Raw genomic sequence first — 25,831 nt, forward strand, 5'->3', positions numbered from 1 at the left:
CTTAATAGTCCAATTCCTGCGGTAAAGCAGCGACGTTAAACTCATCTGCATGAGCGTTATAAGTCGTTATTCCTTTTAATAAATCAGCTTCAGTCAGTTTTTTTTGGCTTTTTGAAATGTACAAACCATTTTCAGAAATCTCGATATCCACAATATCACCCGCTGAAAACTGAGGGACTGTACGTAAATTGCCTGTTAATCGTAAACCGATACACTTTCCCCACAGACCTAACGTTGCTTGTTGTCTCAATTGCATAAAAAAACCTCCTCTATCATTTTTAATGATGATACTACTTTAATATCACCATTTCAATCTTTTTTTTATCGAATTTAAAAAATAATTTTCTATGGCTGCCAGCGCTTCTCCACAATGCGCAGATTACAAAATTGGGGAATGTGTTACTGGCTGTTTCGTACAAACTTTGGTTGCAAAATACACACTTTTACCGGAACAGGTTGTATCCAAGTATAATCACAGAGGACAAAATCCCTGAGCTGAAGTCGGAAGCCTAGGCAACGGTATTTAAAGGGGGAGGGGCAGGGAGCATACCAGAATAAACCGGTAACCAAACAATATTCGCAAATGGTCTTCAAGAATGTGGATGTTATTGAACATCCGCAGGGGGCCATATCTCAATTTTTAGACAATACCGTTTATCCAGAGTTATGACTTACACCGAGAATGCGAGAAATGGGTAAGATGGAGATACGTGAGGCAATATTTACCCGCGTGCCCCTACACCAATAGCAGTATGAGTCGTATACTCAATAGCGTTATCTAAAATCTCAGCAATATCACGCTTAGCATTATCAGAAATAACCCTCGGCTTAGCCATATGTGATATTACCTTCTAATTGCTGTAAATCACGTTCCTTACGAACTAATAATTGTTCCATTTCTTGCTTAAATTGTTCAGCAGTTGAGTAACGCCCCTCAGCAAGGTCTGCTAACCCCGTTTGAATTTTTTGAACCAAAAACTCTTCATATTCGGGTTCTTTAAATAACATTCTAAATGCTCCGCTCCCAATGATACACACTTTCTCCTTTAATGATTCACACCTTTTGGCAAAAAAGCGTAAATCATAATATAGGTTCCAACAACAAGAAACTTTACTGAATGCCCATTTTTAAGAGGGAAAATATGAAACTTCCCGTCGGTATAGGCATCAGCAATATAACTAAGTTTTTCTGATAGACACTCTATTTCCTCAATGAATTTGTCAGCTACTTCCTTATTTTGGCTTTGTGTGTAAATATATTCTGCTTTATCTAAAAGCTGAAATCTAGCCATTTCAGACCATTGAACAATGTAGTCTTGTTTCATCGCTTCAATGCCTTGCGCAAATCTTTCATTACATCTTCATGTGAGTAAGTCTTAATTTTTCCATTTAAGACACCTTGTAAAAAGCGCTGCTCTTCTGTTAAGGATTGGTCAAACATTGATAAAACTCTTTCTTGAAGATGAGTTTGCCCATTTTTTGATTTAGCTTGATTTAACATATTTTCTCCAACGCGCGCGGATTGTAATAATGATCTATCTTGGAATCATACAACAAAATTGCCAAAAGGTAAAAGGCCCAAGGGAGCCCTATCGGGCTAAGGGTAAAATTTAAGGATAACCTTCCCAAGGGAAAGGTCTTACCTAAAAAGGTCAAAAGGCCTTTTCAAAAGGCTGGAACTACACTCACTATATTTGTTCGTTTTTAATGATCACTTATTTGTTGTTTTGATGTCCATCACTTGTATTCTGCAACATTAAACAGTTCCCCTTACTAAAACATGAAGCAACTATAATGTTTTCTATTTTTCATAAAATGCTAAGTAAAAAAAGTAATACCGAATCCCTTGGTATTTCTACCCAGCCAACACTGTCGGTGATTGATAATGATGGTTGGATCAGCCCATTATCTGCGGTGGAATTATTAAAAAGTGAATTACGCCAAAAATACTTAAATCTAATTTGGCAACAAGTATCCATGACTCAAGATATGTTTGAGTCGCTATACCAAAAACCAATTGAACGCTATGCTGAGATTGTTCAATTGTTACCTGCCTCAGAAACCCATCACCACTCCCATTTAGGAGGAATGCTTGATCATGGATTGGAGGTGCTTTCTTTTGCTGCAAAATTACGGCAAAACTATGTTTTACCACCGAATGCTGCACCTGAAGAACAATCAAGGCAAAGAGATGCCTGGACTGCTGCTGTCATTTATCAGGCACTTGTTCACGATATTGGAAAAGTTATTGCTGATATAGAAATACAACTTCAAAATGGTTCACGTTGGTTTGCTTGGTATGGTAATTCTCGCATTACGCCACCTATTACAAAATAAATTAAAGATCAATACATCTAAAGGCCCGGCAGATGGTTGGTATACAAACGATGGTCTTTGGTTAATGAGCAAATCTACGGCAGATCAAATTAGAGCCTATCTACTGGAGCAGGGAATATCGGTTCCTTCAGATAACCCTAAATTATTTAGTGAAATGCAATCGCTTAATATTGTCGAATCCACGCCTGACAACACTGCTATTTGGCATTGTAGAATAAAAGCAGATTCGGGATGGTGCCCACCCAAACCATTTACACTTTTAAAAATAAAACCGGAAATAATTTGGGAAAACATCAATGATCGCCCTGATTTTTTTGCTGGAGAGGTATATATTGAGACTAAGATTAACGATAGTGATTCAAAAGAAATTAGTACTGCCGAAAATATAAATTCAGAACAGTATTTATCTTCAAGTACCGAATCAGCGTCTTTTTCAACATTGACGAAACCAAGCAAAATGTCGGGCGACGTCCCGTTGTAAAGGCGATAATTTCCTGATTGGCTAAGTCCATCATAGGAGAAAGATACAGTTTCTCACGTCCCACCCGAAGTTCGGTTACATCCGTCACCCATTTCTCCTTCAACTTCGTCGCCGTAAAATTACGTTGCAGTAAATTCGGTGCAATATGGCTCGTTTTCCCCGCGTTCTTACGTCGTTTCACTTTCACACAAGAACGAATCTCCAGCGCCCGCATGTGCGACAACACCGTTTTGCCACTGAGAAAAATCCCTTCCCGCTGTAACTTGAACCGAATCATGTGGTAACCATCCCGCCCCTGATTTGCCTGATAAAGGTCGAGGAATGGGTGGCAATATGGAAGTGCTGTGCGGCTTCACGAACGCCCCAATGTTCTTCTAAGACAAGCTTGACAATGTGATATTTGAATTTGAGTGAATAATGTGTGCCCATAAAAATCTGCACCTTAATTGGTTGGGTGTGATGTCCAACTTTTGGGGTGCAGATCAAAGTGCGGTCATTTTTCTAACCGTTTTTTGCCTTCTCCAATAATTCCGCCACCACTTTAGGCACGCCTTCGCCTGCTTTCATTTTTACTACGTTGACTTTATGACGGATAAAGCCCGTGTTCGGGTTTGGGTCGATGAGGTAAATTTGAGCGTTCTTGGGAGCTTCGTTGACCAAACCGTTTGCCGGGTAAACTTGCAGGGATGTACCGATGACCAGCACAATGTCTGCTTGCGAAACCAAATCAATGGCCGGTTCCAACACGGGCACACTTTCACCGAAAAAAACGATGTGCGGGCGCATTGGATGTCCGTTCGGATCTTTGTCGTTCACCGATTGATCACCCATGCAAGGCACAATGTAATCAGGGTCAAAACTGCTACGGGCTTTGGTTAATTCGCCGTGCAGATGCAGCACGTTGGTGCTGCCCGCGCGTTCGTGTAAATCGTCCACGTTTTGCGTGATGATCTGTACATTATAGGAGCGTTCCAATTCCACCAACACCTTGTGCGCCGCATTAGGTTTGGCTTCGGCGCAATTTCGGCGGCGTTCGTTATAAAAAGCCAACACCTGTTTACGGTTCCATTGCAGGGCTTCCGGCGTGCACACGTCTTCAATTTTATGCCCTGCCCATAAGCCGTCTTCCGCGCGATAAGTAGGAATGCCGCTTTCGGCGCTGATGCCCGCACCGCTTAGGACAACACAAAGGGGTTTCATATTTTCCCTCCTCATTTAAATCGTTTTATCCCAATACAACGGCACCTGGTTCAAACGGGACAGGGTTTCCACATAGACGTTGACTTTCGGCGGGAAAACGATGCCTTTTCCGCGTCGTCATTTAAGATGGTCACGAGTTCAACGGGAACATTTTTCAAGCCGAAAATCATGCGGGCGCGCACGCAAAACGGGCAATGGTCGTAAACATAGAGTTTCATAAGCTCTCCTTTGTTAGTTTTCACAGAAAGTGCGGTGGATTTTGGCAGTGTTTTTTAATGCCTCTCCATGACCTAAAAACACCGGCAAAATCCACCGCACTTTTACATCGTCAAGGCTACATCACCACCACATCAAACTGTTCCTGAGTATAAAACACTTCGGTTTTTACTTGGATTTGTTTGCCGATGAACACTTCCAGTTCCGCCAGTAAGCCGTGGAATTCTTCGTTAATCAGATAATCGGCGACGGCGTGAGAGGCATAAACCACGAATTGTTCGCTGGCAAATACATGGTGTACACGAATGATTTCGCGCATGATTTCATAGCACACGGTTTCCACGGTTTTCACCCTTCCTCGCCCTTGGCAGGCGGGGCAATCGCCGCATAGCACGCGCTCCAAACTTTCGCGGGTGCGTTTGCGGGTCATTTCCACCAGCCCCAACTGAGTGAAACCATTGACATTGGTTTTCACCGGGTCGCCGGCAAGGGCTTCCTGCAAGGATTCCAACACGCGGGTGCGGTGCTCTTCTTTTTGCATATCGATAAAATCGATAATGATGATGCCACCGAGATTGCGCAGTTGGAGCTGTTGGGCGATGGCTTTGGTAGCTTCGATGTTGGTATTGAAAATGGTTTCTTCCAGATTGCGATGCCCCACAAAAGCACCGGTGTTAATGTCGATGGTGGTCATGGCTTCTGTCTGTTCAATAATCAAATAGCCGCCGGATTTGAGATTCACCCGTTTATCCAACGCGTTATGAATGCCCGTTTCCACGCTATAGACATCAAAGAGCGGTTGATTTCCCGAGTATAAAATCAGTTTGTCGGTTAGATTCGGGATGAATTCTTCGGTGAATTGTTTGACTTCATTGAAACAGAGACGGGAGTCAATGTGAATGCGATCTAATTTGGCGCCGATGAAATCGCGCAAAATGCGCTGGGTAAGCGCCAGTTCGCCGTATAACATGGAGCGGGTCGGGTATTTAGCGCGGCGTTCCAGCACTTTGCGCCATAAACGTTTCAGGAATTCCGCGTCTTGTTGTAAATCCAGCTCACTTGCGCCTTCGGCAGCGGTGCGAATAATAAAGCCGCCTAACTCATCGCATAACGGCAGCGCCAGTTCTTTTAAGCGGGCGCGTTCCTCCTCGCTTTCAATGCGTTGCGACACGCCCACATGGCTGTTTTCCGGCATGAATACCAAATAGCGGGAAGGCAGCGTAATGTCCGTAGTAAGGCGCGCGCCTTTGGTGCCGAGCGGATCTTTCACCACCTGCACGACAATATCCTGCCCCTCGTGCACCAGCTGGGAAATGTCTTTTACCACAAATTGCTTTTGTTCGTTTTCATCCACGCATTCGGTGTGCGAGACAATGTCTGAGGCGTGCAAAAAGGCGGCTTTTTCCAAGCCGATGTCCACAAACGCCGACTGCATTCCCGGCAGCACGCGGGTCACGCGCCCTTTATAAATGTTTCCCACAATACCGCGTTTGCCTTGGCGTTCAATATGTACTTCTTTTAATATACCTGTTTCTACAAGGGCAATGCGAGTTTCGTTGGGTGTCACATTGACCAATAATTCGACCGAATCCATAATGTCCCTGCTCTTAAGTTTGCTAATTTTTTTTTCGTCTAATAAGTCTAACGAAAAGGAAAATAGAATAATAGGGGCAAATGCGGTAAAATGCGCCTCTTTTCACATTTTTCAGCAGTCTATGTACTAAGGTTGGTACGATGTTTGGATTAGATCCAACAATTATCACATTTGTTATTTATATCGTCGGCATGCTCGGTATCGGGATTGCCGCTTACTATTACACCCAAAATTTCTCCGACTACATTCTCGGCGGTCGCCGTTTGGGTAGTTTCGTCACCGCCATGTCCGCCGGCGCTTCCGATATGTCCGGCTGGCTGTTAATGGGCTTGCCCGGCGCGGTTTATTTATCCGGTTTGGTTGAAGGATGGATCGCCATCGGTTTAACCCTCGGCGCATACCTGAACTGGCTGTTTATCGCCGGTCGTCTGCGCGTTTACACAGAATTCAATAATAACGCTTTAACCCTGCCCGAATATTTTCATCACCGTTTCGGCACGTCCCATAACTTATTGAAGATCGTCTCCGCTACCATTATTCTGGTGTTTTTCACCATTTATTGCGCCTCGGGCATGGTTGCCAGTGCGAAATTATTCCGCAATCTGTTTTTAATTGACTACTCCACCGCACTTTGGTACGGCGCGCTCGCCACCATCATTTACACCTTCATCGGCGGTTTCCTTGCCGTCAGCTGGACGGACACCATTCAAGCCACGTTAATGATTTTCGCGTTATTGCTCACGCCGGTTTTCGTGGTGATTTCCATTGGCGGCATTAACGAGTTGCAAAACGTCTTACAACAAGCGGAAATTAGCGCGCAAAAAGACTTTACGGATTTATTCCGCGGCACCTCCACCGTCGGCTTGCTAAGTCTTGCCGCTTGGGGCTTGGGCTATTTCGGACAACCGCATATTCTCGCCCGTTTCATGGCGGCAGATTCCGTCCATTCTCTCAACAACGCACGCAAAATCAGCATGACCTGGATGATGCTTTGTTTGGTGGGCGCTATCGCTATCGGCTTCTTCGGCATAATTTATTTTTACGCCAACGCCAGCACTGAATCGGCTGCCCTGGTCAATAAAGAACCGGAGCAGGTTTTCATTGAATTATCCCGTATTCTGTTTAACCCGTGGATTGCCGGCGTGTTGCTATCCGCTATTCTTGCAGCGGTAATGAGTACCTTAAGTGCGCAATTACTCATTTCCTCCACGGCGATTACAGAAGATTTCTACAAAGGCTTCATTCGCCCGAAAGCGTCGGAAAAAGAACTTATCTGGCTTGGTCGCGCCATGGTGTTGGTGATTGCCGGCATTGCTATTTGGATTGCACAAGATGAAAAAAGCCTGGTGTTAAAACTGGTGGAATTCGCTTGGGCGGGCTTCGGCAGTGCTTTTGGACCCGTCGTGTTATTTTCCTTATTCTGGAAACGCATGACATCCTCGGGCGCCATGGCGGGCATGTTGACCGGCGCCATCACCGTGATTGCATGGAAAAAATGGTTGCCGCAAAACACAGAATTGGCTCAGGTTTATGAAATGATTCCGGGCTTTTTACTAGCAACCATTGCTATTTTCGTGGTTTCGTTGCTGTCGGCAAAACCGGATGCGGAAATTACCGACACCTTTGACAAAGCCGAAAAAGCGTACAAAGAAGCCTTATAAGCGAGATAGCAAAATGATCGATTTTCGTCCTTTTTATCAACAAATCGCCACCACCAACCTTTCGCCATGGCTTGAAACGCTGCCCCTGCAACTCAAACAATGGCAGCAACAAACCCATGGCGACTATGCCAAATGGGCAAAAGTCTTGGAATTTCTACCGCACTTGGCAGCATCCCGCATTGACTTGAAAAGTGCGGTCAAATCTGAAAGCGTTTCTCCTCTTTCCGAAGGCGAACGGCAACGTATTGTGCACCACCTCAAACAGCTCATGCCGTGGCGTAAAGGCCCCTATGATTTGCTTGGCATTCATGTGGATTGCGAATGGCGCTCCGATTTCAAATGGGATCGCGTGCTGCCCCATCTTGCACCGTTGCAGGATCGCATTATTTTAGATGTCGGCTGCGGCAGCGGTTATCACATGTGGCGCATGGTGGGTGAAGGGGCGAAAATGGTGGTCGGCATTGATCCGACGGAACTGTTTTTATGCCAATTTGAAGCAGTGCGTAAATTGCTAAACGACGATCGCCGCGCCAATCTGATTCCTCTCGGCATTGAACAAATGCAGCCCCTAGCGGCGTTTGATACGGTGTTTTCCATGGGCGTGCTGTATCACCGCAAATCGCCGTTGGATCATCTTTCCCAACTGAGCGCCCAACTGGTTAAAGGCGGCGAATTAGTGCTGGAAACCTTAGTGGTGGATGGCGACAAAAACACTGTGTTAGTGCCGATGGATCGCTATGCCAAAATGAAAAATGTATATTTCATTCCTTCCGTTGCCGCGTTAATTCATTGGTTACAAAAAACCGGTTTTAATCATGTGCGTTGTGTGGATGTGGCGGTAACCTCATTGGAAGAACAGCGCAAAACCGACTGGCTGGAAAATGAATCACTGGCGGATTTTCTCGATCCCAATGATTATTGCAGAACCATCGAAGGCTATCCCGCGCCTAAAAGGGCGGTCCTTTTGGCGAATAAATAAAGGAGTTGCATTGAGATTCCAAGCCGAAAAGAGTAAAGTAGGCAACCGTTGATTTTTATAACCTCAAGCTAAAAAAGGCAGAAAATTATGGGTAAAAGTGTTGTCGTTCTCGGCGCTCAGTGGGGCGATGAAGGAAAAGGGAAAATCGTTGACCTGCTCACCGATCGCGTGAAATATGTGGTGCGCTACCAAGGTGGTCATAATGCCGGTCATACCTTAATCATCAACGGTGAAAAAACCGTTCTACGTTTAATTCCATCAGGCATCCTGCGCGATAATGTCACCTGTTTAATCGGTAACGGCGTGGTGCTTTCCCCAGCGGCACTCATGCAGGAAATGGGCGAACTGGAAAGTCGTGGCGTGAATGTGCGCGACCGTTTATTGATCTCTGAAGCCTGTCCGTTAATTCTGCCCTATCACGTTGCCATGGATCACGCCCGTGAAGCGGCGTTGGGCAAAAAGGCCATCGGCACCACCGGACGCGGTATCGGCCCTGCCTATGAAGACAAAGTGGCACGTCGCGGTTTACGCGTAGGAGATTTATTCGATCGCGCCGCCTTCGCCGAAAAACTCAAAAATATCCTCGATTACTACAACTTCCAACTGGTCAATTACTACAAAGTCGAACCCGTTGATTATCAAAAAACCTTAGATGACGTGTTCGCCGTTGCCGATATTATCACCGGCATGGTCGCCGACATCACCACCATCTTAGATACCGCACGCAAAAACGGCGACAACATCTTATTTGAAGGCGCGCAAGGCACCATGTTGGACATCGACCACGGCACCTATCCGTATGTAACCAGCTCCAACACCACCGCCGGCGGCGTAGCGACAGGCTCCGGTTTCGGTCCGCGCAATCTGGATTATGTGTTGGGAATCATCAAAGCCTACTGCACCCGCGTGGGCGGCGGTCCGTTCACTACGGAATTATTTGATGAAACAGGTGCTGAAATCGCCCGTAAAGGTAACGAATTCGGCGCGGTTACCGGTCGTCCGCGTCGTTGCGGTTGGTTTGACGCGGTGGCAATTCGTCGCGCTATTCAACTGAACTCCATTTCCGGTTTCTGCATGACCAAATTAGACGTGCTGGACGGTTTCGATGAAGTGAAAATCTGCGTCGGCTACAAAATGCCGAACGGTGACATCGTGGAATACGCCCCGCTCGCCGCGAAAGATTGGGAAGGCGTTGAACCGATTTACGAAACCTTGCCGGGCTGGAAAGAAAACACCTTCGGCATCACCGATGTTAACCAATTGCCGCAAACCTGCCGCGACTACATCAAACGCATCGAAGAAGTCACCGGCGTACCGGTAGCCATTCTTTCCACCGGACCGGATCGCGTACAAACCATGATTCTGCAAGACCCATTTGCCGTGTAAAAACGCATAGAAAAACGACCGCACTTTCAGACTTTCAAAGTGCGGTGTGTTTTTCAAATGTTTTTTAATGATCGCTTAACAACGAAATGGAGCGCGTTTGCTTACGCAATTCCTCCACCTCATCAAGTAGTTGCATAATCAAACTCAAAGCAGGCACGCTGGCTTCAAAATCATGGCTTAAACGATGAGCGCGACGAACGCGCGCCATTTGAAAGCCACTAAATACTGCCTGTTCCGGCTGCCCTTCCACGGAAATAATTCCTTCGTCAATCAATGCCAGCAACCACTGCCGCTCACCGGCGCACACATTCAACATTTCACTAAAACTCAGTTTAATATCAATATTTTGTTTCATAACGTAAATTCCTTACTTGATGTTACGCCTTCGCGGCAAAATGCGCGCTTAATTGTTCCCATGCGGCACGATCCGCGTCATTTTCCACTGTCGGTACCACAATGCGAATATTCAAATACAAATCGCCCGCTTCTTTTGCCGGAATACCTTTGCCTTTCAAACGAATGCTTTTACCGCTTTGGCTGTTCGTCGGCAGATTGATTTGCATTTTTCCGGCAATAGTGGATACCACGGTTTTACCGCCCAACGCTGCCTGCCATGGGAAAATATCAATAGTCTGACAAACGTCTTTTTTGTTTTTCACATAGAGATCCGGCTGTTCATGGAAACGGATTTTCAAATACAAATCACCGTTTGTACCGCCGTTGATGCCCGGTAAGCCCTGACCTGACAAGCGGATTTGTTGCCCTTCGGCAATCCCTTTCGGAATTTTCACATTCAGGGTTTTGGTTTGCTGAATAATTCTCCCGTGCTCGTCAATGGTCGGCATATTCAGACTTAAAGAACGCTCCGCACCGTGATACGCCGCCGAAATATCAATGCTGAGTTCGGCGTGTTGATCCTCGCCTTTTATCGGACCGGTTTGGCGCGTTTGTGATTGTTGCTGACCGCGACGACCGAAAGCGGAGAATAAATCCTCAAAGTGGAAATCCCCCTGACCGAACGGCTCACCGCCCGCACCACTATGGAATTCATAACGGCGGAAGCCACTGCCATCGTCATACGCGCCTTCAAACGGATTGCCCTGATAAGCACCGCCGAGCGGATTACCTTGCCCTGCGCGCCCAAACGGGTTTGCCAGCATTTCATCGTATTCCGCCCGTTTCTGCGTATCCTTCAAGGTTTCATAAGCCTCATTCACCTCGGCGGTTTTTTGCACCGCGTCAGGATCTTTGCTGACATCGGGATGATATTTGCGCACCAATTTGCGATACGCTTTTTTAATTGCATCGAGATCGGCATTTTTATCCACGCCTAATATCTCGTAATAATTTTGTTTTGCCATAGTTATCCTTAATTGCTTAATGTTTATAAATTATATTATTCGGTTTGATTCGCCGCTAAGTACAAGAACGACTCAGAGCATTTAATGAATTGATGAGATGACCAGTATAAAATTTCACCTGGTTAATATAATGCCGACAGAAAATTTTTAAAGTGATTTTTAGAAATAAATTATCACGCCAAAGCCTTGTCATTTCTCATCATGGCTAAAATCCGCTATAATGCCTGCCGTTTTTCAAGTGCCGATATCAATCTTCCCGTGGCACATTTCATTTATGAGAGGTTTTTATGACAACTCCCGTAGTTGCCTTGGTGGGTCGCCCGAATGTCGGCAAATCCACGCTATTCAATCGTCTGACCCGTACCCGCGACGCCCTCGTCGCCGATTTTCCCGGTTTAACCCGCGATCGCAAATATGGTCATGCCCACCTTGCCGGCCATGATTTTATCGTCATTGATACGGGCGGTATCGACGGCACGGAAGAAGGTGTAGAAGAAAAAATGGCGGAGCAATCGCTGCTCGCCATTGAAGAGGCGGATATTGTTCTCTTTTTGGTGGATGCCCGCGCAGGATTAACGTCGGCGGACATTGGCATCGCCAATTATTTACGCCAACGCCAAAACAAAACCACCGTGGTGGTCGCCAATAAAGTGGACGGCATTGATGCGGATTCCCACTGCGCCGAATTTTACCAATTAGGCTTGGGCGACGTTGCCCAAATCGCCGCTTCTCAAGGGCGCGGCGTTGTGAGTTTAATGGAACAGGTACTCAGCCCGCTGGCAGAGCAAATGACGGAAGAAAGTGCAGTGGAAAATCCCGACGTTTCTTCCAATGATGCCGACACTGCCGAATTCGACGAATGGGACGAGGATTTTGATTTTTCAAATGAAGAAGACACCGCACTTTTAGACGAAGAGCTGGCGCAGGAACAGACGCCCGACAAGAAAAATATCAAAATCGCCATTGTAGGGCGCCCGAACGTCGGTAAATCCACGCTGACCAACCGCATTTTAGGCGAAGATCGCGTGGTAGTTTACGACTTGCCTGGCACCACCCGCGACAGCATTTATATTCCCATGGAACGCGACAATCAGGATTACACCCTAATCGACACCGCCGGCGTGCGTAAACGGGGCAAAGTACATTTGGCGGTGGAAAAATTCTCCGTTATCAAAACCCTGCAAGCCATTCAGGATGCCAATGTGGTGCTGCTGGTCATCGACGCGCGCGAAAACATCTCTGATCAGGATTTATCCCTGCTCGGCTTTATTTTAAACGCCGGGCGCTCGCTGGTTATCGTGGTAAATAAATGGGACGGTTTGGATACAGAAGTAAAAAATCGGGTGAAATCGGAACTGGATCGCCGTTTGGATTTCATTGATTTCGCCCGCGTGCATTTTATTTCCGCCTTACACGGCAGCGGCGTCGGCAATTTGTTTGATTCCATCAAAGAAGCCTACGAATGCGCCACGCAAAAGATGACTACCTCCATGCTGACGCGCATTCTGCAAATCGCCACGGAGGAACATCAACCGCCGATGATTAGCGGTCGTCGGGTAAAACTCAAATACGCCCACCCCGGCGGTTACAACCCGCCGATTATTGTAATTCACGGCAACCAAGTGGATAAATTACCGGATTCTTATAAGCGTTATTTGTCCAACCATTTCCGTCGTAGCCTGAAAATCATTGGCTCGCCGATTCGCCTGCAATTCCAGGAAGGCAACAACCCGTTTGCCGGCAGACGCAATAAACTCACACCGAACCAATTACGTAAGCGTAAACGTTTGATGAAGTTTATTAAGAAAGCGAAAAGATAAAGCAAAAAGTGCGGTGGAAAATCACCGCACTTTTATATTCTCTAATCTATTAATGAATAATTCGGTTCATTATAAATGCGTTAAATTTTCGCTACTGGCTTTTCCATAACGAAAATGGATAGACACAAACAACATCAACCCAAGCGCTGCAAACAAGGCGCCTGAGAAGCCGATGTTGGCAAGTCCGAGATGTTGCATGACTTGGTTGCCTAATAATGCGCCGCCGCCAATACCGATATTATAAAGCCCCGAATAAATCGCCATTGCCACATCGGTGGCATCAGGTGCCAGTTGCAACACCCGCACCTGCAAACTTAAACCGATACCGGAAATGCCTACGCCCCAAATAAACGCCAACAGGAACATGGCGATTTGATTTTGACTGAACGGCAATAACAGCAGCAGAGAAAGGACTAAAATAGCCATGGTGCTCAACAAAAATTTTGCCGGTGCGAAACGGTGAAAGCGGTTAAACAACAAACTGGCGGTAATGCCCGATAAGCCAAAAATCAATAAGATCGCCGTGGCGGTGCTATCGCTCATTGCGCCGATACGCACAATAAACGGTTCAATATAACTGTAAGCGGTGAAATGCGCAGAAATAATCAGAATGGTCAGCACATATAATCCTACCAGCAGCGGACGTTTAAACAGCAAAGGAACGGATTTCAACGAACCGGCATTGAGGCTCGCCAAGTGCGGCAGGAAGCGATAAAGCAATACTAACACGGCAAACGCCAGGAACGCGATAATGCCGAATGCCTCACGCCAACCAAAATACTGTCCGATAACCCGTCCAAGGGGCAAGCCTAGCACCATCGCCAACGCGCTACCCATTGCCAGCAACCCGATCGCCTGTGCTTTTTTATCTTTCGGTGCCACCCGCACCGCAAGGGATGTGGTAATGGACCAGAAAATTGCGTGGGTAAACGCCACGCCGATACGGGATAACAGCAGAATCCAAAAATCCCACGCCACAACGGAAAGGATATGGCTGGCGACAAACACAATAAAGAGTTTAATCAGCAGGCTGCGCCGTTCCAGTTTTGCTGTCATTAACATAAACGGCAGCGACATCAGGGAAACAATCCAGGCATAAACGGTGATCATCAGCCCTGCTTGCTGCACCGGGGTTTCAAAACTTTGCGCAATGTCGGATAACAAGGCGACGGGTAAGAATTCGGTGGTGTTGAAAATAAACGCGGCAAATGCCAATAACACAACGCGAAAAAATTTCAGGCGTCGCACAATTTTTAAAGAGACCATATTATTGTTTTAATTTACGTCGAAGAAGTTCTTTGATTTTATTGCGAAATGCTTTGTCGATATTCACTTCATATTGCGGCGAATAGCAACTATTAAAGAAATGAATCGGTAGCACAATGTCCGTATATTTTTCATCGGTTGGACGAAGGTTCAGGTCAACATAGCATTGCATGGATTGCAAATTCACCCGACCACGCCCCTCACCTAAAAGTGCGGTGGTTTTCAAGATCATTTTTTCAATATCAAGTTGATGCCCCTGTAAACGGAAGCTACTGGTCATCCGGTCGTATTTGGTATTAGTATTATATCTGTCTTTTGACGCTGAAACATCCCAGTTAATCGGCAAATGTCGTCCTGCCAGTTCCAGCAAATTTAGCCCCAATAATTCGCCGTTTCTCGCATCAAAATAGAATTTACCGTCGATAATTTGGGAATGGGCGAATTGCACGGCGATGTCCACATCGGCATTGCCGGTAATGGTTTTCGGGAAGGTGAGCCAGGTTAGCAGGCGTTCCAGCGGATAATTTTTAGCGGAAAAACCGACCGCACTTTTTTCCGGCTCACTGACATAATCCAAGCGTGCGGTACAAGGCGAATCAGGCAGGCAGTAAGAATTAATGTCTGCGGTCAGGTGCTTGGTGTATTGGGATAAATCCAAATCCGCCTGAATAAAGCCTAAAGTTTCTTCATTTAAAACGGCATGATCGAACTGCGCCGTAAATTCTCGCTCGTCGCTACGCTGAAGCACGCCATTAATAAAACGAAAATTAAACATTTTATTGTTGCCGTACAAGGGTTTTGCCAATTCCACCGTAACTGAATTATCGCCGCTAAAGACAATGCCATCGGAAGAAATATTATCAAGGGAGAAATCGGAAAAACGCATTTGAATATCGGCGCTATTCTGCGCGTTTTTAGACCATTTGGCGTTTTGGATTTCCAGCGCCTGTAATTTGACATTCCCAGAAAACAACGCGGATAACGGAAATTTACCGGTCAGTTTTTCAATGCTGATTTGGTTATGTTTAACGTTTTCAAAAGCAAGGTAAGGTTGTGGGAAAAACCCTAGACTAAATACTTGAAATTGGGTTTCATGTTGCGCCAGTTTCGCGGAAACCACCGTTTCCAGTTTCTGAATTTGGACATCAAAAAATGCAAAGATCGCAAGTATGACGACCACAGTAATAATTGCGATCTTTTTCATTTATTTGTCCTCATCAATGCGGCTGGCAACGGCATTTTGTTGGTTCTTGTATTTTGCGTCTTTGCGGCTGCTGTACGGACGCGCCGCCGGTCCGCTTAACACTTCGAAACTCAAGGCGCCGATAATCATATTCGGGCGTAACGCTAACGGTAATTTGCCGGAATTGTAAAATTCCAACACGATTTTGCCTTCCCAGCCTGGGTCGATACGATGGGCGGTGACGTGTACCATCAACCCCAAACGCGCCAAAGAAGAACGCCCGTCCAGCCAACCGATAATATTCGCCGGCAGTTTTACTGATTCCAAAGTCGTGGCAAGCGCCAGCACGCCGGGATGTAAAAAGAAGGCTTCGTCATCACCGATAATCATTTCATCGCTCATGACCGATTCCAACTGCGCCGACACTTCTTCTTTCGGACCGCTCAAATCAATGTAAGGGGCGGAATGTTCACGAAATACGCGGAAGGAATTGCCCAAACGCACATCAATTGTGGCGCCATTAATTTTATCGTTCGACGGGCGCGGATTGAGGGAGATTAGCCCTTCATCCAGATAACGTTCAATGTCGGTATCACATAATCTCATGGGCGCCTCCTATTTTCGGCTTAATAACTGCATAATTTGCGCTTTTAACATATTGATGGCAATGCGGTTTTTGCCGCCGCGTGGGATTACAATATCGGCATATTGTTTGGACGGTTCGATAAATTGCAGGAACATCGGGCGCACGGTGGCGCGATATTGGTCGATCACCGATTGCAGAGAACGCCCTCGCTCTTCCATGTCACGCTGCAAACGACGAATAAAGCAAATATCCAGCGGCGTATCTACGAACACGGAAATATCCGCCAACTGACGCACACGTTCATCGGTTAATAACAAAATGCCTTCTAAAATCACGATTCTTTTCGGGGTGAAATGGGTGACGTCGTCGGTACGAGTATGTTCAACATAGCTATAAACAGGAATATCGACGGCATTGCCGACCTTGAGGGATTTCAAATGTTGAATGAGCAAATCGCGATCCATAGAATTGGGGTGGTCATAATTGGTTTTCACCCGCTCTGCCATTTCCAGATGGCTTTGATCTTTGTAATAACTGTCTTCCGCAATAATGCCGATTTCTTCGCAGCCTAATTCATTGCACAGTTCTCTATGAACAGTGGACGCAATAGAGCTTTTTCCGGAGGCGGACGCCCCCGCGATGGCGATAATAATACAAGATGAATTTTGAGTATCTGACATACCGATTTCCTTCCCTTTTGGCGTGTAATAGGCACGTAAATAAATTCGGGGAATTATAAAGAAAAAAATCCGATTTTTATAGAGCTACTGTCTAGAATTCAGCTGCCTTACAGCAACATAGATAAACAAAATTTTTACAATCAGAAGCTGAAACGATAAATTCACTCCATAAAATTATTGTTTTTGTGAGAATTATCACATTAATTCTGAAAAAATTTCGTTAATATTCTTCATAACCTAAAACAAAATGCCAACGCAGGTTGGCATTAAATTTTTATATCTCATGGACAATTAAAGAGGTTATTCGTATGAAATTAAAATCACTTTCTCTCGCCATTTCCACCGCACTTTTAGCCGGCGGATTACTCGCCTCACAAGCGGCAACCGCCAAAGGGCGCTTGGTGGTGTACTGTAGTGCAACGAACATTTTATGTGAAACCACTACCAAAGCCTTTAGCGAAAAATATGATGTAAAAACCTCCTTCATCCGCAACGGTTCCGGCAGCACCTTCGCCAAAGTGGAAGCAGAAAAAAATAACCCGCAAGCAGATGTTTGGTTCGGCGGTACTTTCGATCCGCAAGCACAAGCTGCCGAACTCGGTTTGATTGAGCCTTATCAATCCAAACACATTGACGAAATCATAGAACGCTTCCGCGATCCGGCAAAAACCAAAGGTCACTACGTCTCCGCCATTTACATGGGGATTTTGGGCTTCGGTGTGAACACCGAACGTCTTGCAAAGTTAGGTATTAAAGACATACCGAAATGCTGGAAAGACCTAACGGATCCACGTTTTAAAGGTGAAGTACAAATTGCCGATCCGCAAAGCGCAGGTACTGCTTACACTGCGTTAGCTACTTTCGTACAATTGTGGGGCACAGAACAAGCCTTTGATTTTTTAAAAGCCTTACATCCGAACGTTTCCCAATACACCAAATCCGGCGTCACCCCATCCCGTAACGCCGCCCGTGGCGAAACCGCAGTAGGAATCGGTTTCTTACACGATTATGCTCTGGAAAAGCGCCAAGGTGCACCGTTGGAATTGGTGGTTCCGTGTGAAGGCACCGGTTATGAATTAGGCGGCGTGAGCATCTTGAAAGGCGCGCGCAACCTCGACAATGCCAAATTGTTCGTGGATTGGGCGTTATCCAAAGAAGGGCAGGAATTGGCATGGAAACAAGGGGATTCCTTACAAATTCTAACTAACACCACCGCAGAACAATCTCCAACAGCGTTTGACCCGAACAAACTCAACCTTATTAATTACGACTTTGAAAAATACGGCGCCAGCGAACAACGAAAAGCCCTGATTGAAAAATGGGTACAAGAGGTAAAATTAGCGAAATAGCGCTGAAAAGTGCGGTTAAAAATCCATGTGTTTTTTTAACCGCACTTTTATTCGTAGGGGCAGTTTGATAGTGCGTCTCCTGACACACGCTTATCACTATCCCGAGGACACGCGTCAGGAGACGCACGCCATCATAAAATAAAAAACACAGGAGTGTTCAAATGAAACTCTCGAAAATCGCATTAACAGTATCCGCATCTGCAACCGTACTTAGTGGCATTTTTTTCTCAACTAATGCCCTCGCTGAAGGGCGATTAGTCGTCTATTGCAGTGCGCAGAATTCAGTGTGTGAAACTCAGGTCCAAGCTTTTGCTAAAAAATACGATGTAAATGCCACTTTTATCCGTAATAGTTCAGGAAGCACCCTAGCCAAAATAAAAGCAGAAACCAATAATCCACAAGCCGATGTATGGTATGGCGGAACGTTTGATCCCCACTCACAGGCAGCTGAAATGGATTTATTAACAGCATATCAATCTCCTTTATTGAAGGAAGTTATGCCGGAATTCAAAGACCCGGGGCGCCGTAAAGGCAACTATAGCTCTGTTGTTTATATGGGAGTTCTGGGTTTTGGTGTTAATACAGAGAAATTAAAGAAACTTGGTATTACTGATGTTCCAAAATGTTGGAAAGATTTATTAGATCCAAGATTCAAAAATGAAATTCAAATTTCAGATCCTCAAAGCGCAGGAACCGCATATACTGCTATTGCCACTTTTGTTCAACTTTGGGGCGAAGATGCTGCATTTAACTATTTAAAAGATCTTGATAAAAATATTTCTCAGTATCCAAAAGCAGGGACGGCTCCCGCACATAATTTAGCCCGTGGGGAAACCACAGTAGGAATTGGATTCTTACAAAATTATTCTTTTGAAAAACAAAATGGCGCGCCAATTGAAGTCATCGTACCTTGCGAAAGTACCGGTTACGAGCTAGGCGGTGTAAGCATTATTAAAAACGCCCGTAATTTAAAAAATGCTCAATTATTTGTTGACTGGGCTATGTCTAAAGAGTCTCAAGAACTCTCTTGGAAAACAGGACAATCTCACCATATTTTAACCAATATAAATGCCGAGGGTTCTCCTTACGCATTAAAATCAAATGAATTGAATTTAATTAAATATGATTTTGATAAATTTGGTTCTTCCGATGTACGGAGTCGTTTGATTGATCGTTGGGTACATGAAGTCAAATTAAATAAATAAAATTGTAAACCTGGAAACGGAGGCTTTATGAGAAAGCAGTATAATTTTCTCAATTCCAATCTCTTTTGGGTAATGTTAGCAATGGCAGGCTTTATTTTCCTGCCATCATTGGCATTATATTACGGAATATCGGATTCCACTTCGGATGAAATACTTGCCGCAATGGGGTGGAGTCAACCTAATTTAAGTTGGCTATGGTTTGGTTCATTATTCCTTATTCCTATATTTTCTCGTCTATGTAAACAGAAAGGAGCTGTGTATCAGGGAAAAATAGAGTTCATTTTATCCTGTATAATTTTTGGATTTGTGATGGTCTCAGCCACAATTGCAAAAATCAGTTTGGGCTATTCTATTTTTGTTCTCACCATAGCACTAATCGGAGTTTCTACGAATGCACTTGCCAAAATGAAAGTCATGCAAAGTGATAAATTCATCATTGGCTCTTTAATTAGCATTGTCCTATTAATATTCTTTTTTATCGTTTATCCAACATTGGCGATCTTTATGTCAATGTTCTATAAAGGGACAGATTTTGTTCCCGGGCAAGTCATAGATATTATAAAGCAGCCTTATGTTGTCAGAATCATCCTAAACTCACTGTCTGTTGCCGGCACAATAGGCGTACTCGCTACAGCATTTGGTTTGATATTCGCGTTATACACAACAAGAATTGCCAAACGTAGTGCCGTAATAGGTAAAATATTCTCTATATTACCTATTGTCACCCCACCATTTGTAGTTGGATTAGGGGTAACTCTAATGTTAGGACGCTCCGGTTACATTACCCGGTATCTAGTCGAATACTTGGGATTTGATAGTAATTGGTTATATGGGTTCACAGGTATTGTTATTGCCCATACTCTTGCATTAACACCAATGTCTTTTATGATCTTAGAAGGGGCATTAAAGTCTATTCATCCATCTATTGAGGAAGCTTCCTATACGTTAAGAGCTAATCGCTATCAAACTTTCTTTAATATTATTTTCCCATTATTGAAACCGGCATTAGCTAATTCATTCTTAGTCGTTGCGATCCAGTCTATCGCTGACTTTAGTACACCATTAGTTTTAGGTGGTAGTTTTGATGTTATATCATCACAAATTTATTTCTATATAGCCGGTTCCCAACTGGACTACGCCTCTGCAAGTACCTTGGGTACAATATTGTTAGTCTTTTCTTTAGGTATCTTTATCATCCAATATTGGTGGATAGGCAATCGTTCCTATACAACTGTATCAGGTAAATCTTATCGAGGTGATGTACAAGAATTACCAACCACAATGAAATACGCCATTACCTTTATTTTAGGGGGTTGGGTAGTATTTAACATATTATTGTACGGTAGTATTTTCTACGGTAGTTTCACCGTAAACTGGGGTGTAAACTACACTCTAACACTGAAAAATTACATTACCTTATTTGGACAAGGCTTCAGCGATGGAGCATGGCCATCATTGATTCAAACCGTTATCTTCGCAGCTACAGCTGCACCGATCACTGCATTGTTTGGTTTATTAATTGCATACATTACTGTACGAAGAGAATTTAAAGGTAAGAAAACATTAGAGTTTCTCACTTTGCTTTGCTTTGCCGTACCGGGCACGGTAGCCGGTGTATCTTATATTCTTGCCTTTAATGACGCGCCTATTTACATTACAGGTACCAGCCTCATTGTTATTCTATCAATGATCATGCGTAATATGCCTGTAGGTATGCGTGCTGCAATTGCAGGTTTAGGGCAATTAGACAAATCATTAGATGAAGCCTCTTTATCTCTTAAAGGCAGCTCATTCAAAACAATTTGTTTTATTGTTTTCCCGCTATTAAAACCGGCGCTGCTATCTGCGTTAGTAACAAGCTTTGTTCGTGCAATGACAACTGTTAGTGCGATTGTCTTCTTAGTTACTGCAGATACCAGGGTAGCTACCTCATATATCTTAAACCGCGTAGAAGACGGCGAGTATGGTATCGCGATAGCATATGGTTCCCTCTTAATCGTGGTAATGATGGCGATTATTTTATTCTTCGACTGGATTGTCGGTGACACCCGCATTTCCCGTTCCAAAGCGAAAAAAATGAATTAAGTTGTAGGTAAAAATATGAACAATGATTTCTTAGTATTAAAAAATATCACCAAATCTTTCGGCGAATCCGTCGTCATTGATAATTTGGATTTAACCATTAAACGTGGCACCATGGTCACCCTGCTCGGTCCGTCCGGTTGCGGTAAAACTACAGTTTTACGCTTGGTTGCAGGCTTGGAAAACCCGACATCCGGTCAAATTTTTATTGACGGCGAAGACGTCACCAAATCCTCCATTCAAAACCGCGATATTTGTATTGTGTTCCAGTCCTACGCCTTATTCCCGCACATGAGCATCGGCGATAACGTGGGCTACGGCTTGCGTATGCAAAACGTGAGCAAAGAAGAACGTAAACAGCGGGTGAAAGAAGCCTTGGAATTGGTGGATCTAGCCGGGTTTGAAGAGCGCTATGTGGATCAGATCTCAGGCGGTCAACAGCAACGTGTGGCACTTGCCCGTGCGCTTGTGCTCAAACCAAAAGTGTTATTGTTCGATGAGCCGCTAAGTAACCTGGATGCCAACTTACGTCGCGCTATGCGTGAAAAAATCCGTGAATTACAACAAAGTCTCGGCATCACGTCGCTTTATGTGACCCACGACCAAACGGAGGCCTTCGCGGTGTCTGATGAAGTTATCGTAATGAACAAAGGCAAAATTATGCAAAAAGCGTCGGCGAAAGATCTTTATCAACGCCCGAACTCGCTATTTCTTGCCAACTTCATGGGTGAATCCAGCATTTTCCCGGCAAAATTGCAAGGTAACACCGTCAATATTGACGGCTATGAGTTAACCCTGAAAGACGCTGCACAATTTCATTTGGCAGATAGTGATTGCCTGGTGGGGATTCGTCCGGAAGCGGTTTATCTTTCCGAAACCGGCAGCGAAGCCCAACGTTGCACCATTAAAAGTGCGGTGTACATGGGTAACCATTGGGAAGTGGTGGCGCAATGGCATGGCAAAGATTTGTTGATTAACAGCCGCCCGGAACACTTCAACCCGACATTGCAGGAAGCTTATATTCAACTTTCCGAACAAGGGGTTTTCCTGTTAAAAAATGAATAAAATTAAAAAATAATTGAAATTTTAACCGCACTTTGTATTCAAAAGATTAGGGCTTGTGTGTTTTAATGAGCACACAAGCCTTAAGTGCGGGCACAAAAAACAACGTTTTTTGAACGTTGGCTCTGCCAGCGGCCCCATAGGGGCGAATAAATCACTTTTTGTGATTTATGAGTAATCATTTACGACGTTTTAGAAACTGCCATAGGTAATAAATTACCTATGGTTGGGTATAGGTGTTCCCCTTTGGGGAACCGATAAAATTCAAACTTGAGGACAACATGAGCAAAAAAAGAAAAGTCACGTTAACACTTGCCGCTATCATCGTTGCTATCGGTAGCGGTGCACAAATTTACACCAATCAACAAGTGGAGCAGGTGCTACAAAAATTCCCTTATTCCTTGGATAATCAACTTCGCCTCAATGTAACCGAAACGAATAACAATTTTTTCAGCCGCCATTTAACCTTTAGCCTTGAAAATCCTGATGGCAAAACCACCGATGTGATTTCTGCCAAGCTTACTGCTCTCCCGTTTTTTATCACAGCGGAATCCAAACTGTCCGATCAACTGGTGCACCAATTAAACAAAAATCTCAACATCACTATTGATAAAAATACCATTAACAGTAAATTCTCGCCGATGGGAGATTACCTGCAATCGTATGTGTTAACCGGATTCCGTGACTTCACCAATAAATCACAAAACCTTGCCGTTACCCTAAATTTCAACGCAGAAAACAAAGATGTCAACATTAAAACCGATTTAAGCGGCTTCAATTACGATAAAAACAGCAAACTGGAACAAATTAACGGGCAGTTTCATTTCGTACCTGTGGGTGATAATCAATATGATATTTCCTCCATTGAACTTAACATAAAAAATGCCGAATTAAATTTAATGAACGGTGAAAATACTAAAATTCAGCTTAAAAGTGCGAAATATCAGTTTGATATTAAGAAAAACGAAGAAGCACAACAGCGCGATTTAACCACCAAATTCAGCAGTGATATCCTCCGCGTTGCCAACAAAGAACGCCCCACAGAAGAAAGCCAGACCACCATTAACGGATTATCCCTCAATCTCACCCAACAAGGCGTGAAAAGTGCGGTCGATTTTGCCGATGAATTTAAAAAACTCACCAATGATAACCAAGGCATAAAAAATGCCGTCAATTTTTTGGTTGCCGTGTTGACCCAAAATGAAGAGCTCAAAGGTTCGCTTACCGTAAAATCCGTTGAAGCCCCGAAAAATCAAAAACCTTATTTCAATTTGAATGACACGACCTTCAGCCTCAAAATGGACAATCGTCATCTCGACAATGCAGATATTAATCTGCAACTTAATGTCGGTAACGTCAAACAAACACCGGAAGATCAAAACAAGCAATGGCAGGCGAAAGGCGCCAAAATTATCTATCACTTGGAAAATTACAACTTGGAAAATGAGTTAGCATTCATTCCTTTTTATCTGGATTCCTTCACGGTAAAAACCCCACCGAAAGAAGACAACAAAGTCTTGTTAAAATTGAAAGAGAAATGGGCAAAAGAATCCGGTGGCAATAGCAACGCGGAAATTGCATTGCAATCATTCAATTATGGCAATGTTGTGTCTGAGAACTTATCCGTAAAAAGCCAATCAATGGAAGAAAACCATCAATATCGCGGCGCATCCACACTTTCCATGCAAAAACTGGCACTACCTGAAGCACAAATACAAATTGAAGATCTTGCCGTCAGTCTTCCACTTACCGTCAACAATTACCCGAAACTGGCAGAAGCGCAATTTTGTTCCGGTCTGGCAGCGCCACTGTGTTCTGCCTATTTCACCTCAGAAACCATAGAAAAATATATTGAAAACCAATGGAAAGGATTAGATTTAAGCATAGACAACTCAACAATTACGCTGAATTTGAACACCTATCCTGGTACCAAAGCCTATCCGCTTAAACTGGATATCAACGGCGCGATTAAATCACAACAAGATAACCAAACACCATTGGATACACTCGACCAAAACCTCAGAGGCTCACTCAGTATCACCCTTAATAAGGGCTTAATCGACGATACCAATGAGCAAAGCCTAAAAATCAAAAATGACTCGCCATTCTGGCAACAACTTCAAATGGAAATAAAACCGGAAGACACACTTTCGCCGTTGTTCCTGGAAGACAAGGATAATTACGTAATTAAACTGGAAAAAACCGACAAAGGCACGTTTATTAACGGCAAAACCGAGGAAGAAATCCGGCAGGAAATATTAAAACAAACGGAAGAAGTTGAACCGCAAGAGGAAGCGGAGGAAGTAAAACCGCAAGTGGAAATACCGCCTCAATCAGAGGGTGAAAAACAAGAAGCAGTTCAACCAAATCAAATCGAAAAACCGAACAACCGAACAACTAAAAACACCAAAGAAAACGACCGCACTTTATTTGAAGTGCGGTCGTTTTAAATCTTATTTTAAGTCGTCGGCAACAGCAGGTTGGATTTTGCCGAGGATTTCTTTTAAAACCCGCGGAGCGGCTGCCACGATATGACCGCATTTCAAATAGGCATGACCGGCGTTGTAGTCGGTGACGATGCCGCCCGCTTCACGCACGATTAAATCGCCTGCCGCCACATCCCAAGCTTTGATACCGTACTCAAAATAGCCATCGACGCGACCTGCCGCAACATAGCAAAGATCCAACGCAGCGGAGCCTGCACGACGGAAATCCGCCACGTCGGCAATCAGGCTTTGCATCATGTTGAATTGCATCGACATATATTTGGTTTGTTTGAACGGAAAACCGGTGGCTAAAATAGCGCCGTTTAAATCGCGTTTGTTTTCAACGCGTAAACGTAATTCGTTTAATTTTGCGCCTTCGCCACGCACGGCAGTGAAAAGTTCGTTAAGGATTGGATCATAAACCACGCCCACTTCGGTGCGGCCTTTAACACGAATGGCAATAGAAACGGCAAAATGCGGTAAGCCTTTCACGAAATTGGTGGTGCCATCCAGCGGATCAATCACCCATTGCACGTCATTATCGCTCCCTTCCAGTGCACCACTTTCCTCGGTAATGATGGTATGTTCCGGATAGGATTTTTTGATGACTTCGATAATCGCTGCTTCAGACGCTTTATCAACATTCGTCACATAATCATTTTTACTTTTTTCCATCGTTTCGATATCGTCACGACGCTCATAGTTTTTCGCAATAATATTGCCCGCTTTTCGTGCTGCACGAATCGCGATATTTAACATTGGATTCATAAATTCCACCAGATTTTAAAGAACAATCGGATCTCAAATTATAAGCAGTTTATAAGGAAATAGCTATCAGAAAAATCTCTAGAATTGTTGACTAAAAATAAAGGGTATTATGTTAGAATAGCTAATATA

22 protein-coding genes and 2 pseudogenes are annotated in these 25,831 nt (G+C 44.4%); 10 read left to right on the forward strand and 14 right to left on the reverse strand.

The window, feature by feature from the left end; translation table 11 throughout:
- Position 1: 1 nt before the first annotated feature.
- From A3CS_RS0100205 to A3CS_RS0100225, 4 genes are all read right to left on the reverse strand, one after another.
- Positions 2-256: an AbrB/MazE/SpoVT family DNA-binding domain-containing protein gene (locus A3CS_RS0100205; protein ID WP_005540922.1), complete on the reverse strand. Its 255-nt coding sequence runs from the start codon at positions 254-256 to the stop codon at positions 2-4.
- A 572-nt stretch (positions 257-828) separates the two neighbouring features.
- A complete protein-coding gene (locus A3CS_RS0100215; protein WP_005540917.1) occupies positions 829-1,008 on the reverse strand; it encodes a hypothetical protein in 180 nt (59 codons plus the stop codon).
- A gap of 38 nt (positions 1,009-1,046) precedes the next feature.
- Positions 1,047-1,325 (reverse strand): hypothetical protein, encoded by a 279-nt coding sequence (locus A3CS_RS0100220; RefSeq protein WP_005540916.1) that lies wholly within the window; start codon positions 1,323-1,325, stop codon positions 1,047-1,049.
- On the reverse strand, positions 1,322-1,501 hold the full coding sequence (locus tag A3CS_RS0100225) for a hypothetical protein (RefSeq protein WP_019518131.1): 180 nt from the start codon (positions 1,499-1,501) through the stop codon (positions 1,322-1,324). The genes A3CS_RS0100220 and A3CS_RS0100225 overlap by 4 nt, the downstream gene beginning before the upstream one ends.
- Before the next feature lie 293 nt (positions 1,502-1,794).
- Here A3CS_RS0100225 and A3CS_RS01000000110725 point away from each other — a divergent pair.
- A pseudogene (locus A3CS_RS01000000110725) lies at positions 1,795-2,809 on the forward strand (TraI domain-containing protein); the annotation flags it as partial.
- 510 nt (positions 2,810-3,319) lie between these two features.
- On the opposite strand, the gene A3CS_RS0100245 reads toward A3CS_RS01000000110725, so the two are convergent.
- The 3 genes and pseudogenes from A3CS_RS0100245 to rng all read right to left on the reverse strand — a co-directional run bounded on the left by A3CS_RS0100245 (position 3,320) and on the right by rng (position 5,828).
- Positions 3,320-4,018, reverse strand: a complete 699-nt coding sequence (locus A3CS_RS0100245; RefSeq protein ID WP_005574246.1) for an SIR2 family NAD-dependent protein deacylase — start codon at positions 4,016-4,018, stop codon at positions 3,320-3,322.
- A 107-nt stretch (positions 4,019-4,125) separates the two neighbouring features.
- Positions 4,126-4,236, reverse strand: a pseudogene (locus A3CS_RS1000000112515) (glutaredoxin domain-containing protein); the annotation flags it as partial.
- 116 nt (positions 4,237-4,352) lie between these two features.
- The gene (gene rng, locus A3CS_RS0100255) at positions 4,353-5,828 is read right to left on the reverse strand and encodes a ribonuclease G (RefSeq protein WP_005546663.1); all 1,476 of its coding nucleotides are present in this window, start codon (positions 5,826-5,828) and stop codon (positions 4,353-4,355) included.
- Between the two features lie 140 nt (positions 5,829-5,968).
- Between rng and putP the strand changes: the two genes are divergently transcribed.
- From putP to purA, 3 genes are all read left to right on the forward strand, one after another.
- Positions 5,969-7,489 (forward strand): sodium/proline symporter PutP, encoded by a 1,521-nt coding sequence (putP, locus tag A3CS_RS0100260; RefSeq protein ID WP_005574244.1) that lies wholly within the window; start codon positions 5,969-5,971, stop codon positions 7,487-7,489.
- 13 nt (positions 7,490-7,502) lie between these two features.
- Positions 7,503-8,468 carry a tRNA 5-methoxyuridine(34)/uridine 5-oxyacetic acid(34) synthase CmoB gene (gene cmoB / locus A3CS_RS0100265; RefSeq protein WP_005546659.1) on the forward strand — a complete coding sequence of 322 codons (966 nt, stop codon included), beginning with the start codon at positions 7,503-7,505 and terminating at the stop codon, positions 8,466-8,468.
- Between the two features lie 87 nt (positions 8,469-8,555).
- Complete coding sequence (gene purA, locus A3CS_RS0100270) at positions 8,556-9,854, forward strand: adenylosuccinate synthase (RefSeq protein WP_005546657.1); 1,299 nt, start codon at positions 8,556-8,558, stop codon at positions 9,852-9,854.
- A gap of 64 nt (positions 9,855-9,918) precedes the next feature.
- On the opposite strand, the gene A3CS_RS0100275 is transcribed toward purA, so the two are convergent.
- Positions 9,919-10,209, reverse strand: coding sequence for a chaperone modulator CbpM (locus tag A3CS_RS0100275; RefSeq protein ID WP_005546655.1), 291 nt, complete (start codon positions 10,207-10,209; stop codon positions 9,919-9,921).
- A 22-nt stretch (positions 10,210-10,231) separates the two neighbouring features.
- Positions 10,232-11,215 (reverse strand): DnaJ C-terminal domain-containing protein, encoded by a 984-nt coding sequence (locus A3CS_RS0100280; RefSeq protein WP_005546653.1) that lies wholly within the window; start codon positions 11,213-11,215, stop codon positions 10,232-10,234.
- A gap of 287 nt (positions 11,216-11,502) precedes the next feature.
- Here A3CS_RS0100280 and der point away from each other — a divergent pair, with 287 nt between their 5' ends.
- On the forward strand, positions 11,503-13,035 hold the full coding sequence (gene der / locus A3CS_RS0100285; RefSeq protein WP_005546651.1) for a ribosome biogenesis GTPase Der: 1,533 nt from the start codon (positions 11,503-11,505) through the stop codon (positions 13,033-13,035).
- Positions 13,036-13,104: 69 nt separating this feature from the next.
- On the opposite strand, the gene A3CS_RS0100290 is transcribed toward der, so the two are convergent.
- From A3CS_RS0100290 to udk, 4 genes are read right to left on the reverse strand one after another with little or no spacing between them, the layout of a single operon-like run.
- The gene (locus A3CS_RS0100290; RefSeq protein ID WP_005546649.1) at positions 13,105-14,301 is read right to left on the reverse strand and encodes a sugar transporter; all 1,197 of its coding nucleotides are present in this window, start codon (positions 14,299-14,301) and stop codon (positions 13,105-13,107) included.
- A 1-nt stretch (position 14,302) separates the two neighbouring features.
- Positions 14,303-15,505, reverse strand: a complete 1,203-nt coding sequence (locus A3CS_RS0100295) for an AsmA family protein (RefSeq protein WP_005546647.1) — start codon at positions 15,503-15,505, stop codon at positions 14,303-14,305.
- A complete protein-coding gene (dcd, locus tag A3CS_RS0100300; protein ID WP_005546646.1) occupies positions 15,506-16,090 on the reverse strand; it encodes a dCTP deaminase in 585 nt (194 codons plus the stop codon). It lies immediately after the preceding gene.
- 9 nt (positions 16,091-16,099) lie between these two features.
- Positions 16,100-16,750: a uridine kinase gene (gene udk / locus A3CS_RS0100305; RefSeq protein WP_005546644.1), complete on the reverse strand. Its 651-nt coding sequence runs from the start codon at positions 16,748-16,750 to the stop codon at positions 16,100-16,102.
- A 308-nt stretch (positions 16,751-17,058) separates the two neighbouring features.
- Between udk and A3CS_RS0100310 the strand changes: the two genes are divergently transcribed.
- From A3CS_RS0100310 to A3CS_RS0100330, 5 genes are all read left to right on the forward strand, one after another.
- Positions 17,059-18,099 (forward strand): ABC transporter substrate-binding protein, encoded by a 1,041-nt coding sequence (locus A3CS_RS0100310; RefSeq protein WP_005546642.1) that lies wholly within the window; start codon positions 17,059-17,061, stop codon positions 18,097-18,099.
- A 161-nt stretch (positions 18,100-18,260) separates the two neighbouring features.
- Positions 18,261-19,304 carry an ABC transporter substrate-binding protein gene (locus A3CS_RS0100315; protein ID WP_005546640.1) on the forward strand — a complete coding sequence of 348 codons (1,044 nt, stop codon included), beginning with the start codon at positions 18,261-18,263 and terminating at the stop codon, positions 19,302-19,304.
- A gap of 27 nt (positions 19,305-19,331) precedes the next feature.
- The gene (locus A3CS_RS0100320; RefSeq protein WP_005546639.1) at positions 19,332-21,389 is read left to right on the forward strand and encodes an ABC transporter permease; all 2,058 of its coding nucleotides are present in this window, start codon (positions 19,332-19,334) and stop codon (positions 21,387-21,389) included.
- A 15-nt stretch (positions 21,390-21,404) separates the two neighbouring features.
- Positions 21,405-22,451, forward strand: a complete 1,047-nt coding sequence (gene fbpC, locus A3CS_RS0100325) for a ferric ABC transporter ATP-binding protein (RefSeq protein WP_019518135.1) — start codon at positions 21,405-21,407, stop codon at positions 22,449-22,451.
- 278 nt (positions 22,452-22,729) lie between these two features.
- Positions 22,730-24,898, forward strand: a complete 2,169-nt coding sequence (locus tag A3CS_RS0100330) for a hypothetical protein (RefSeq protein ID WP_019518136.1) — start codon at positions 22,730-22,732, stop codon at positions 24,896-24,898.
- A gap of 3 nt (positions 24,899-24,901) precedes the next feature.
- Here A3CS_RS0100330 and suhB read toward each other — a convergent pair whose 3' ends face one another.
- Positions 24,902-25,702 (reverse strand): inositol-1-monophosphatase, encoded by an 801-nt coding sequence (gene suhB, locus A3CS_RS0100335; RefSeq protein WP_005546635.1) that lies wholly within the window; start codon positions 25,700-25,702, stop codon positions 24,902-24,904.
- Between the last annotated feature and the right edge of the window lie 129 nt (positions 25,703-25,831).

Origin of the sequence: Aggregatibacter actinomycetemcomitans DSM 8324 (assembly GCF_000372365.1) — a bacterium.
GTDB classification, from domain to species: Bacteria; Pseudomonadota; Gammaproteobacteria; order Enterobacterales; family Pasteurellaceae; genus Aggregatibacter; species Aggregatibacter actinomycetemcomitans.

Excerpts from the sequence above, each read along its gene's own strand:
- A3CS_RS0100205 (WP_005540922.1), bottom strand. The coding sequence starts at position 256 with ATGCAATTGAGACAACAAGCAACGTTAGGTCTGTGGGGAAAGTGTATC.
- A3CS_RS0100215 (WP_005540917.1), bottom strand. The coding sequence starts at position 1,008 with ATGTTATTTAAAGAACCCGAATATGAAGAGTTTTTGGTTCAAAAAATT.
- A3CS_RS0100220 (WP_005540916.1), bottom strand. The coding sequence starts at position 1,325 with ATGAAACAAGACTACATTGTTCAATGGTCTGAAATGGCTAGATTTCAG.
- A3CS_RS0100225 (WP_019518131.1), bottom strand. The coding sequence starts at position 1,501 with ATGTTAAATCAAGCTAAATCAAAAAATGGGCAAACTCATCTTCAAGAA.
- A3CS_RS0100245 (WP_005574246.1), bottom strand. The coding sequence starts at position 4,018 with ATGAAACCCCTTTGTGTTGTCCTAAGCGGTGCGGGCATCAGCGCCGAA.
- rng (WP_005546663.1), bottom strand. The coding sequence starts at position 5,828 with ATGGATTCGGTCGAATTATTGGTCAATGTGACACCCAACGAAACTCGC.
- putP (WP_005574244.1), top strand. The coding sequence starts at position 5,969 with ATGTTTGGATTAGATCCAACAATTATCACATTTGTTATTTATATCGTC.
- cmoB (WP_005546659.1), top strand. The coding sequence starts at position 7,503 with ATGATCGATTTTCGTCCTTTTTATCAACAAATCGCCACCACCAACCTT.
- purA (WP_005546657.1), top strand. The coding sequence starts at position 8,556 with ATGGGTAAAAGTGTTGTCGTTCTCGGCGCTCAGTGGGGCGATGAAGGA.
- A3CS_RS0100275 (WP_005546655.1), bottom strand. The coding sequence starts at position 10,209 with ATGAAACAAAATATTGATATTAAACTGAGTTTTAGTGAAATGTTGAAT.
- A3CS_RS0100280 (WP_005546653.1), bottom strand. The coding sequence starts at position 11,215 with ATGGCAAAACAAAATTATTACGAGATATTAGGCGTGGATAAAAATGCC.
- der (WP_005546651.1), top strand. The coding sequence starts at position 11,503 with ATGACAACTCCCGTAGTTGCCTTGGTGGGTCGCCCGAATGTCGGCAAA.
- A3CS_RS0100290 (WP_005546649.1), bottom strand. The coding sequence starts at position 14,301 with ATGGTCTCTTTAAAAATTGTGCGACGCCTGAAATTTTTTCGCGTTGTG.
- A3CS_RS0100295 (WP_005546647.1), bottom strand. The coding sequence starts at position 15,505 with ATGAAAAAGATCGCAATTATTACTGTGGTCGTCATACTTGCGATCTTT.
- dcd (WP_005546646.1), bottom strand. The coding sequence starts at position 16,090 with ATGAGATTATGTGATACCGACATTGAACGTTATCTGGATGAAGGGCTA.
- udk (WP_005546644.1), bottom strand. The coding sequence starts at position 16,750 with ATGTCAGATACTCAAAATTCATCTTGTATTATTATCGCCATCGCGGGG.
- A3CS_RS0100310 (WP_005546642.1), top strand. The coding sequence starts at position 17,059 with ATGAAATTAAAATCACTTTCTCTCGCCATTTCCACCGCACTTTTAGCC.
- A3CS_RS0100315 (WP_005546640.1), top strand. The coding sequence starts at position 18,261 with ATGAAACTCTCGAAAATCGCATTAACAGTATCCGCATCTGCAACCGTA.
- A3CS_RS0100320 (WP_005546639.1), top strand. The coding sequence starts at position 19,332 with ATGAGAAAGCAGTATAATTTTCTCAATTCCAATCTCTTTTGGGTAATG.
- fbpC (WP_019518135.1), top strand. The coding sequence starts at position 21,405 with ATGAACAATGATTTCTTAGTATTAAAAAATATCACCAAATCTTTCGGC.
- A3CS_RS0100330 (WP_019518136.1), top strand. The coding sequence starts at position 22,730 with ATGAGCAAAAAAAGAAAAGTCACGTTAACACTTGCCGCTATCATCGTT.
- suhB (WP_005546635.1), bottom strand. The coding sequence starts at position 25,702 with ATGAATCCAATGTTAAATATCGCGATTCGTGCAGCACGAAAAGCGGGC.